The sequence below is a fragment of the Pseudomonadota bacterium genome, assembly GCA_036339585.1.
GTDB lineage: Bacteria > Pseudomonadota > Alphaproteobacteria > UBA8366 > UBA8366 > UBA8366.
Genome location: JAYZAS010000015.1, coordinates 1 through 7,490, shown reverse-complemented (window position 1 = coordinate 7,490; position 7,490 = coordinate 1). Strand labels below are relative to the sequence as shown.

The 7,490-nt window shown below is 45.1% G+C and carries 7 protein-coding genes; all 7 read right to left on the bottom strand.

The features are described 5' to 3' along the window. The coding region (locus VX941_09905) for a pyridoxal-phosphate dependent enzyme (protein MEE2933720.1) at window positions 1-405 on the bottom strand (405 nt) is incomplete at its 3' end. Between the two features lie 172 nt (window positions 406-577). Then, a complete protein-coding gene (locus VX941_09900; GenBank protein MEE2933719.1) occupies window positions 578-1,747 on the bottom strand; it encodes a M20 aminoacylase family protein in 1,170 nt (389 codons plus the stop codon). 89 nt (window positions 1,748-1,836) lie between these two features. Beyond that, complete coding sequence (gene fumC, locus VX941_09895; GenBank protein MEE2933718.1) at window positions 1,837-3,234, bottom strand: class II fumarate hydratase; 1,398 nt, start codon at window positions 3,232-3,234, stop codon at window positions 1,837-1,839. A 175-nt stretch (window positions 3,235-3,409) separates the two neighbouring features. Beyond that, on the bottom strand, window positions 3,410-4,063 hold the full coding sequence (gene nth, locus VX941_09890) for an endonuclease III (protein MEE2933717.1): 654 nt from the start codon (window positions 4,061-4,063) through the stop codon (window positions 3,410-3,412). A gap of 11 nt (window positions 4,064-4,074) precedes the next feature. Continuing rightward, entirely contained in the window at window positions 4,075-5,499 is a 1,425-nt protein-coding gene (gene purF / locus VX941_09885; protein MEE2933716.1) for an amidophosphoribosyltransferase, read from the bottom strand. A 300-nt stretch (window positions 5,500-5,799) separates the two neighbouring features. Then, on the bottom strand, window positions 5,800-6,840 hold the full coding sequence (locus tag VX941_09880) for a permease (protein ID MEE2933715.1): 1,041 nt from the start codon (window positions 6,838-6,840) through the stop codon (window positions 5,800-5,802). A 43-nt stretch (window positions 6,841-6,883) separates the two neighbouring features. Further along, entirely contained in the window at window positions 6,884-7,195 is a 312-nt protein-coding gene (locus VX941_09875) for a metalloregulator ArsR/SmtB family transcription factor (protein ID MEE2933714.1), read from the bottom strand. Window positions 7,196-7,490: the final 295 nt, after the last annotated feature.

The following is a 7,490-nucleotide window of genomic DNA, read 5'->3' as shown; positions in this document are numbered from 1 at the left end:
AGCGATTTCGAGCGACTTGGTATAGGCCTCTTGATAATCATCGCCATGGAGGACCACCCGTGGCGACCAGTTGCTAACTGCGTCGATTTTGATTCGTGGTGTTGTTTGAGGCATGACAATAGTAGCCGGAATGCTTAGCTTGCTTGCGGCCAACGCGACACCTTGGGCGTGATTCCCTGCAGAGGCTGCGATCACGCCACGTTTTCGTTCTTTGGTATCAAGTTGCAGCATTTTATTATATGCACCACGAATTTTAAATGAAAAGACTGGTTGCAAGTCCTCCCGCTTAATGAGGACGTTGTTGTTCAGACGCGCACTTAATCCCATTGCTGCTTCAAGCGGTGTTTCCACCGCAACATCGTAGACGCGGGCATTCAGAATTTGGTTTAAATAGTTTTTTGGCATTGCTGTCTACCTTAGCCATCCAATGTAAGGGGCTTCTATTAGACTCCCATTAAAATAATCAATTAAAACAATTTTGACGTTAGCTGGATTTTTAAAGATTAAATTAAATATGACTGATGCGTCCCCCTTCATCCTTTTTGTATCATTCGGGGGACTTTACCAAGAAGATACTTTAGGGTCTCAGCGGAAGGCGCTTTTCAAGTATCCGGGCGATAATCGATGCGCCAATAGGTAAAACCTCCTGGCCGAGTACAAAGGATGGATTGTGAAGGCCGACTGTCCCCGTGTGTCCAATTCTAATATAAGCCCCTGGTACAACCCGTAACATATCGGCAAAGTCCTCAGATCCCATTACAGGTAAGGAAATATCAGGCTCTATTTCTTGCTGTAAAACATCCGCTGCAGCGTCTATATATGCATCTGAAAGTTCTTCATCATTGATCAGGGTGTCGAAGACATTCCGCATATCGAGGTTGACCTCAATCTCATAGGCTGTTGAAATTCCGTCACAGATCATTTTCATTCGCTCCATAGCGAGTGCGCAGACTTCGTCTTTAAAATAACGTACTGTGCCAGAAATGTGGGCGTTTTCAGGGACTATGTTATAGGCGCTTCCGGCATGCACCTGGGTCACCGATAAAACACAATTATCCAGAGGGGCTATATTACGGCTAACGATGGTCTGAAGTTGGCTAACCAGAGATGAGGTAATAACAATCGTATCCTTAGAGTTTTGTGGCGCCGCTGCATGGCTTCCACACCCCGTGATTTTCGCATCAAAGAACATGGCCCCTGCCATTGCCGCACCCTTGCAAATTCCGTAAGTCCCAGGCTTACCATTTGGTGAATTGTGTATGCCGAAGATTTCATCACAGGGAAATTTTTCAAATAGGCCATCCGCTATCATTTGACGTGCACCGCCAAGTCCCTCTTCGGCCGGCTGAAAAATAAGGACTGCCGTGCCGTCAAATTCACGTGTTTTTGCAAGATGTTTGGCCGCACCAAGTAGCATGGTGGTATGGCCGTCATGGCCGCACGCATGCATTATTCCGGGCTTTGTAGAGGAGAAAGGAACTGAACTGATTTCATCAATGGGTAGTGCATCCATATCCGCACGTAAGCCAACACGTCGATTACCCTGCGACTTGCCTTGGATAATGCCAACAACGCCTGTTTTCCCGAGCCCGGTGTGAACTTCATCAACGCCAAATTCACGCAACTTTTCAGCAACTATTGCACTTGTACGAACCTCTTCAAACCCAAGTTCGGGATGGGCATGAAGATCCTCGTAGATATCCTGCATCTCCTTTTCTGCTGCATCAATAATGGGCAAAATATTCATACTAGTTTTCCTTGAGATTAGAATGGCGTTTCCCAGAGTTGCACCCTATTTTTTGAGAGTGTTTTTGCTATCCTATAGAGTTTCCCTTCTCAATCGCTTGGACCTATCATTTGCTTTGGTTGTACCAAGGAATCAAACTCACTCTCTGTGACATATCCCAGGTTTAGAGCTTCTTCTTTAAGTGAGGTTCCATTTTTATGCGCAGCCTTGGCGATTTTCGTTGCTTTGTCGTAACCAATAGCTGGCGCCAGCGCAGTTACCAACATCAAGGATCTTTCCATCAGATTTGTGATTGTGATCTCGTTGGCCACGATACCAGTGACACAGCGCTCAGCAAAGCTATGTGATGCATCTGACAGCAGTTTTATAGATTGAAGCATTGCATAGGCCATTACAGGTTTGAAAACATTAAGCTCAAAGTGCCCCTGGCTCCCAGCAAATGAAATTGTAGCATGATTTCCATGAACCTGAGCACAAACCATTGTCAGCGCTTCCGTCTGCGTGGGGTTAACCTTTCCAGGCATTATTGAAGACCCAGGTTCATTTTCTGGCAAAGACAATTCACCCAAGCCTGACCGTGGGCCAGAACCTAGAAACCGGATGTCATTGGCAATTTTGAATAGTGATACAGCTACTGTGTTAATGGCTCCGTGGGCATATACATAAGCGTCGTTTGCAGCGAGTGCTTCAAATTTATTCGGGGCTGGTTTGAATGGTGCCTCGGTAATGTTTGCTACTTCCGTTGCAAACATTACATCGAAACCCTTAGGAGCATTAAGCCCTGTCCCAACGGCTGTTCCACCCTGTGCCAGATTATAAAGCCCAAGGACTGTTTCTCTGATGCGACTTATCCCCATTTCTAATTGAGCTGAATACCCACTAAACTCTTGTCCGAGAGTGAGGGGCGTTGCGTCCTGTGTATGGGTCCTGCCAATTTTAACAATGTCGGCCCAGTCTTTGACCTTTTGATCTAAAGCCAGTTTGAGCTTTTCCAGTGCGGGGAGCAGATCACGATTAATGCTCAGTGCGGCAGCGATATGCATGGCTGTCGGAAAGGTATCATTTGACGACTGGCTCATATTGCAATGATCGTTTGGATGGACTGGGTTTTTGGAGCCGATTTGACCGCCTAATATTTCAATGGCTCGGTTTGCGATAACTTCATTTGCATTCATATTCGTCTGAGTTCCTGACCCGGTTTGCCAGACAACAAGCGGAAAATGTTCATCAAATTTTCCGTTTGCTACCTCGTCAGCAGCCTGCTCTATGGCTTTGGCTATTTTTGGGTCAAGCCGCCCTTGCTTGGCGTTAACGCGAGCAGCAGCTTGCTTGATTACACCCAGGCTATGCACTAGCGCACTAGGCATAGTTTCTTCACCAATTGGGAAATTAATAAGCGAACGAGCAGTCTGCGCGCCGTAGTATTTATCGTTTGGGACCTCTAGTGATCCAAAACTATCGGATTCCTGTCTTGAAAGTTCAGACATCGTAACCTCGTTTCATGTTTTCCCAGGATTCTTTATTATCCGTTAAATAATGATTTGTTCGTTAGTTAAGATATCTATCTCCAGGCGTTTGGACAATTTCTATTGCGAACACCCTGCAAGGCTTTCCTGGGAAAATTATGTATGCAGGAGTTTAAATGATAAAATTAGGAATTAATCAGGGTTTTCTTGTCTGTACAGGGTTTTTTCTGTTTGGGTAACAGTTTTTACAAATGATGCATACGAGCCCATAGCAGCTTCTTGCTGTGCAAAATTCTCTGCCGTAATAAATTATTTGAAGGTGCAGTTTATTCCATGCGTCTTTTGGGAAGACGTTTTTTAGGTCGGTTTCAGTCTGTTTGACGCTTCTGCCATCAGTCAGGCCCCATCGTTGGGCTAATCGATGAATGTGGGTATCTACAGGAAATGCCGGTTGGCCAAAGCCTTGGGACATTACAACACTTGCCGTTTTATGGCCTACACCGGGTAATTTTTCTAGTTCGTCAAAGCTTTCTGGCACTTTGCCATCAAAACTATCAACGAGAATGTTAGATAATTCTTGGATTGCTTTGGACTTTTGGGGGGCTAACCCGCAGGGGCGGATTATATTATAAATACTCTCGAGCTCCAGTCTTCTCATTTTGAAAGGCGTGTTGGCCTTAGAGAAAAGCAGTGGTGTGATCTTGTTGACCCGTTCGTCTGTGCATTGTGCACTTAGGAGTACTGCAATGAGTAATTCAAAGATATTATTATGCTGCAACGGAATACTTGGGTCTGGATAGATCTTATTTAATTTATCCAAAATAAATGCGGCTCTATCGTTTTTTCTCATGGTTGTTTTGATTAATGGGGCTCATATAAAAACGACAGCTGTCGAATATTTTTATCATTATTTTGGTCGCGCAGGAGTGTTGGATAATCGCCAGTGAAACAGTGGTCCGTAAATTCAGGGTTTTCAGGGTTGCGACCACCTTTATGTCCCATTGCTTTATACACGCCATCAATACTAAGAAATGCAAGGCTGTCAGTGCCAATGTAGTCGTTCATTTCTTCTGTCGAGTGGGTTGCGGCTAGAAGTTGTTCTCTGTCCGGGGTATCAATCCCATAAAAATCGGAATGTGTTATTGGCGGAGCCGCGATAAGCATATGGACTTCAGAAGCGCCAGCATCCCGAACCATTTGAACAATTTTTGTAGATGTGGTGCCTCTTACAATCGAATCGTCGATTAAGACTACTCTTTTGCCCTTAAGAAGAAAATGGTTCGCGTTGTGCTTAAGTTTTACTGAAAGTGCTCGAATAGCTTGCGAGGGCTCAATGAAGGTTCGGCCGACGTAATGATTTCTTATTATCCCTAATTCAAAAGGAATTTCTGAAACTTCCGCATAGCCAATAGCCGCAGGGACGCCACTGTCAGGAACGGGAACAACCATATCTGCGTTGACCTTAGCCTCGATCGCCAGTTGACGCCCTAGTGATTTCCGGCATTCGTAGACATTTTTGCCGGCTAAATTGCTATCTGGTCGGGCAAAATAAATATATTCAAAAATACACGGGCGCGGCTTCAGTTTAGGGAAAGGCTTGAGGCTTTCAATTCCTTTATCAGTAATTATTACTATTTCACCATTTTCAATTTCTCTTAAAAATTTGGCGCCAACCATATCAAGGGCACAGGTTTCCGAAGCCAGAATATAACTTCCATTCAGTTCGCCGAGTACCAATGGTCGTATTCCTAGCGGATCACGAACGCCAATAAGTTTTTTATTTGTCAAAATAGTAAGCGCGTAAGCTCCCTCGATCTGAAAAAGTGCTTCAATCAACCGAGATATTGTGCCCTCTCTTTTTGATAGGGCAACGAGCTGCATGATGGTTTCAGTATCGGATGTGGACTGAAAGATAGAACCATTTGCAACGAGTTGGGTTCGCAATGTTCGTGCATTAGTGAGATTTCCATTGTGGCTAACTGCAAAACCCCCGCCAGCCAGATCAGCAAAAAGAGGCTGTACGTTGCGGAGTATAGTATCACCGATTGTTGAATAGCGGACATGACCGATCGCTGAATTTCCACCGAGCTGTTTTAAAATCTCGGGTCGTGTAAAGTTGTCGCCAACCAAGCCCAGACGACGTTCAGCAAAAAAATGTTGCCCATCGAATGTCACAATACCGGCAGCCTCTTGTCCGCGGTGTTGGAGGGCGTGAAGGCCAAGAGCCGTTATGGCGGCAGCGTCTGGGTGGCCAAAAATGCCAAAAACACCGCACTCATCTTTCATCCTATCACTGAAATCAAAATCAAGAGGCTTTTTTGTCAATGGCTCTCTCCACCGGTGGCACTGGAAATGCTCAGAAAGCTACTCATAAAATATTTTTAAAGATTACTGTTAATCCATCAATTTTCTGCACCACAGAGGGACTAGATTAAAGCATTCAGGGAAGAATGCCACCCAAGGATGTTAATTTATTTAGCGGAAAATGAGAATAAGTTGGGGAATGGCTTTGTTTATTGAGTTATAAAGGAAGTAAGGACCCCTTATTAATTTTATACTTTTGTGAAGAGTGATCAGACGCGTATTTTATGAAACCATGAATTGAAAGATACTGCCAATCAGTATTGCTCCCGAGATGCCAAGCCCCAGATAAGCCAAGAAAATAGGGCCTCTAACTAGCGACCAAACTGCGGCCATGGCAGGAATGCTGCTAACTGCACCAGCAATCATAAAGGCCATAGCGGCACCCTGCGTCATCCCCTGCTCAACCAGTCCGGCGACTAAAGGAGGAGCGGCATAGCTATTCACATAGGCTGGAGCACCGACCATAGCTCCTGTAATAATTGGGAGAATTCCATCACCCCCAACAGCAATGGCAATAATTTCAGCCGGCACGTAATGTATTAGCACGGCTTCTAAAAGATAAGCGAAAGAAAGCCACTTCAGAAGGAAAAAAGCATTTTCTAAGGACTGTCTGGCAAAAATTTCTCGTCGTTCTGGCTCTTTCCAAAAAGGCCATCTCGGAGTTCCCGAAAATGGTGCAGGGCCTCCACAGCACCCCCCAAATGATGTCCCAGGCTTCAGCGGGTTCGAAAAGATTTTTGCTGTCAGGATGTGCCGCACCGCAAATCCACCTATGAGCCCCAGAGCAACAGCGGCAATCGCTTTTGCAATGGAAAAGGTCCAGCCTAACGCGCTTGCAGTGATCAATAGGGTCGGAGGATCAATTAAGGGTGAGGAAAGCCAAAAAGCCATTACAGCGGATAAGGGAGCGCCGACGGCGAGTAGGCCCGCCACAAAAGGAATAACCTCGCAGGAGCAAAAAGGAGCTAATCCGCCAAAAAGTGCAGCCATTACGATCATTCGACTTTCACGGCCCTCGAATGCTTTCGCGACAACTGTTTCCGCTCCGCTTGCTTTCAGATACCCGAGTAGCAGCACTGCTATTGCGATATAAGGGAGGGTGTTCGAGAGTGCGAAAAACGCTGTTTCAACAAACGGCAGGATATTAGTTGGATCTAAAAACCATATGGACAAGGGCACCAAGATTATTAAAAACCATACAGAGTAGATCCACTCTATATTGCGGTGAATATTGCGAAATCCTTGGAGCACGAGTTCTGACATTATTCAGGTTCCAAATTAGTTTCGTGGAAATTATATGCTGGTGTTATCCGGTTCCCTTATAAAGGGAGGCCGATTCGGTGCAGCACTCTTTTAAAAGGAATTGAGCCAGATCCTCTATATAATCAAATCGGGCACGATTGATAACTGTGCGGCCATACTTTTCCTGTTCAATGAGGTTGGCCGACTTTAGAAACCGCAAGTGATGGGCTAACGTAGATGCTGGCATATTCAGACGTTCCTGAATTTCCCCTACTGTTAAACCTTGCGGGCCTGCCCGAACTAAGTCCAAGAGAACTTCTAACCGAGGTTCGGCACCAGCTGCCGCGAATCCTCTAGCCGCCCACGCAAGTTCCATTTTAAGCTTCTTTCAAAAAAACTATATAACTAGGGTACTAGTTATATAGTTTTTTTGGGAAAGCAAATAATTTATCCTAATTATTTTTTAAACCAATTTAAGCACCAAGATGAATCAGACATACTATCCGTATTCAAAGCGGGTCATTGCAGGGCTTGCAAAAGTTTGTGTTTAATTGGGGTCGTGATGGCCCGATGTTTTTAGGCCTTAGCTTTGATATTCCAAATGGCGAAATTCGCCAGCGACCAACGTATTCAATGGTAGTTTCTTCGATCGACCCAATAATGTTTGGGGC

Excerpts from the sequence above, each read along its gene's own strand:
- VX941_09875 (MEE2933714.1), bottom strand. The coding sequence starts at position 7,195 with ATGGAACTTGCGTGGGCGGCTAGAGGATTCGCGGCAGCTGGTGCCGAA.
- VX941_09880 (MEE2933715.1), bottom strand. The coding sequence starts at position 6,840 with ATGTCAGAACTCGTGCTCCAAGGATTTCGCAATATTCACCGCAATATA.
- purF (MEE2933716.1), bottom strand. The coding sequence starts at position 5,499 with ATGAAAGATGAGTGCGGTGTTTTTGGCATTTTTGGCCACCCAGACGCT.
- nth (MEE2933717.1), bottom strand. The coding sequence starts at position 4,063 with ATGAGAAAAAACGATAGAGCCGCATTTATTTTGGATAAATTAAATAAG.
- VX941_09900 (MEE2933719.1), bottom strand. The coding sequence starts at position 1,747 with ATGAATATTTTGCCCATTATTGATGCAGCAGAAAAGGAGATGCAGGAT.
- fumC (MEE2933718.1), bottom strand. The coding sequence starts at position 3,234 with ATGTCTGAACTTTCAAGACAGGAATCCGATAGTTTTGGATCACTAGAG.